Origin of the sequence: uncultured Thiocystis sp. (assembly GCF_903866365.1) — a bacterium.
Lineage (GTDB): Bacteria > Pseudomonadota > Gammaproteobacteria > Chromatiales > Chromatiaceae > Chromatium.
Genome location: NZ_CAIPNF010000167.1, coordinates 1 through 2,410 on the forward strand (window position 1 = coordinate 1; position 2,410 = coordinate 2,410).

The following is a 2,410-nucleotide window of genomic DNA, read 5'->3' on the forward strand; positions in this document are numbered from 1 at the left end:
CGTGGTCCGTTCTGACGCAAGCAGGTTAATGCGGTAACGGGGTTGGCCGATCATACTGACTGTACTGTGCGAACAAGATAGTCAATAGGGTACCATTAATCGCCAAAGCCCTTACAGGGACTTGGGCGCCGCTGTACTAGCGGCATGGGGATCGCCCGCCGCACATTCGGTCAAGACCAGTTCCGAAAGAAACAGATCGTAGTCGTCTCGTTGATCCCAAAAGAGGTAAGTGCTGTGCTGATGGCCGGCCTCGATGATGTTTTTGCTGGGGCGAGCCGTCAGATAGCTGATGACGGAGGTTTCAAGGTAGACCTTGCGTTTCATCGCCAGACCCCATGTGTCTCGTTGAGAACCGCCAATCCCGATACCCACGCTGCTGCCGCCGTTTCGCGATGTGTTCAATGCGCTCCACGCCCGCTGCGTAGGAAGGCACGTAGACAATACGCACTTGACCCCGCCGCGAGCCTAACCCGCCCCACACCTGGGTCAAAGTCCAGTCGCCAAACAGATCCTGGACCAGATCGACCTGGTAATAACGTCCCTTGTCGGGGTTGATCCAGCGATTCACCGCTCGCCCGCTCCAGGCTACGCCATGGTTGATTTCTCGCCAGCGCGATAACCGCTTGACCGCCAAGGCGCGAAGACGGTTATCCACCGATCCATCCATCCCCGGTTTTTGGGGATAACAAACCCGCTCCCCCCATCCACTCCGTTTTCCTCCTGCCATCCAACCACGCCAAGACCGGATCGTTCCAAACCGTGCGGTTCCGCACAAACCGCCTGGGCTTCGTTCGGTAACCTCGCTCGCGATCCTTGAACGAAACCCCCTTGGAGTACGCCGCATGAACGAGAACGCCGGTTTCCAGAGTATCCAAGAGATGACGGCCTCGGAGCGTCTCCACTTCTGCGCGCAGTGAAGTGCAACGCTTGACACCCCCCCAAAAATCATCGCGAACGGGTGCTGGTCAACGTCTATCGTCACCTATTGCACACCGATCTGACACGCGAAGGCGTCGCTCTGGAGGCCATACCCGACCGGAACGTCATCGAAGCCGCGCTCTTCGTGGCAGTCGAGCATGAGGTTTCTCCCGTGAACGCTTGGTCCTATCGCGGGTATGTCATCCGCCAACTGCGTTTGCTGTGGCCGTTTGCCATGGGCCACCGCCCGCACCACGCCGCCCATTCGCACCAATGGTGCCTAGCCCGGCTCGGGTCTATCCATCAACAGGCCATCCGATTTTGACCACGCTAGCGCCTTCTCCGACTGTACCGATCGGATCAAGCGAGGCACGTCGATGACCGTGCAGAAGCGTGGTTGCATGTGTGCATGAAAGGCAACAGGTCTCGCGCCATGCGCGTCCGCCCATACGTCCGGTTGGCGAGCAAACCGCACGGGGCGTAGGTCAGGCGCCTTAGCCTTGGCTCGGTCGCTCCCGATACCCGCGTTGCCGCCGCCGTTTCGCAAAACTTTCGAGGCGCTCCAAGCCCGCCGCATCGGATGGCACATAGATCACGCGCACTTGAACTTGACATCGCCGCGAGCCTAACCCGCTCCACACCAGATTCACGTCCCGTCGCCAAACAGATCCTGCACCGACTCCGCTTGGGCATCGCGCCCCTTCTCCGAATGGATCCCGCGATTCAGGCAGCGTTATCAATGGATCCGACGCCAGGAACGAACGCTTCCCCTGTCATCCAACCGCTTGGTGACGGTTTCGGATTGAAAGGGGGAAAGCTCCGCCTATTCCGACGGGGGAATGGCAAACTCGGCGCGGTTTTTCCCTTTGATCCAATCCGGCGCACGGCCATGACCGGTCCAAGTTTTGCCTGTTTCCGGGTCTCGATACGTCGGAGTCGACGTCTCTTTGGCTTTCCTTTGACTGCGTTTCTTGTTGGCCGCGTAAATATCCTCTGCCGTGAGCGCGTGTTTCTCGACGAGTGCGCGAATCTCCGTGAGGACAGCGGCCCGTTCGCGGTTTCGGAGGTCTTCGATTTGCTGAGCCAGCGCGGTTTGTTGCGCCAGCAGTTCGTCAAGAGTGGGTATCGTCATTCGTCAGTGCTGAATCGTCGGATTAAAAAAGATGATAAAGGATTGCCGATCTGAAATCATCCGGTTTCCGGTTCCGTCAATGGATTCACACGTTCCCGCAGTGCCTTTCCAGGCTTAAAATGCGGGACAGACTTTCCCGAGGTCCGAATGCTTTCCCCGGTTTTCGGGTTACGTGCGAAACGGGGTGGCCGATAATGCAACGAGGGCGTCGATCATCGCTCCGGCCAAAACCCTGTAACGAGTAAGTCATCGGCGCTGCGGAAGGTGTCGGCAAACGCTCCGCCCTTCTTTACTTCTACTTTGTTACCTTTAAATACCGTGTAATAAACTGAATTTTATATTATTTTTTATTGAATGCGA

4 protein-coding genes and 1 pseudogene are annotated in these 2,410 nt (G+C 57.4%); 1 reads left to right on the plus strand and 4 read right to left on the minus strand.

Features of this window, described 5'->3' with window-relative positions; all coding sequences use genetic code 11:
- Positions 1–111: 111 nt before the first annotated feature.
- On the minus strand, positions 112–324 hold the full coding sequence (locus tag QZY07_RS09335) for a hypothetical protein (RefSeq protein WP_295401831.1): 213 nt from the start codon (positions 322–324) through the stop codon (positions 112–114).
- Positions 302–655 (minus strand): WGR domain-containing protein, encoded by a 354-nt coding sequence (locus QZY07_RS09340; protein ID WP_363183988.1) that lies wholly within the window; start codon positions 653–655, stop codon positions 302–304. The genes QZY07_RS09335 and QZY07_RS09340 overlap by 23 nt, the downstream gene beginning before the upstream one ends.
- 303 nt (positions 656–958) lie before the next feature.
- Here QZY07_RS09340 and QZY07_RS09345 point away from each other — a divergent pair, with 303 nt between their 5' ends.
- Positions 959–1,243 carry a hypothetical protein gene (locus QZY07_RS09345; protein WP_295401833.1) on the plus strand — a complete coding sequence of 95 codons (285 nt, stop codon included), beginning with the start codon at positions 959–961 and terminating at the stop codon, positions 1,241–1,243.
- A gap of 498 nt (positions 1,244–1,741) precedes the next feature.
- Here the strand turns inward: QZY07_RS09345 and QZY07_RS09350 are convergent, their stop codons facing one another.
- Both QZY07_RS09350 and QZY07_RS09355 read right to left on the minus strand, forming a co-directional pair.
- The gene (locus tag QZY07_RS09350) at positions 1,742–2,050 is read right to left on the minus strand and encodes an H-NS histone family protein (protein WP_295401835.1); all 309 of its coding nucleotides are present in this window, start codon (positions 2,048–2,050) and stop codon (positions 1,742–1,744) included.
- Positions 2,051–2,106: 56 nt separating this feature from the next.
- Positions 2,107–2,259, minus strand: a pseudogene (locus tag QZY07_RS09355) (HU family DNA-binding protein); the annotation flags it as partial.
- Between the last annotated feature and the right edge of the window lie 151 nt (positions 2,260–2,410).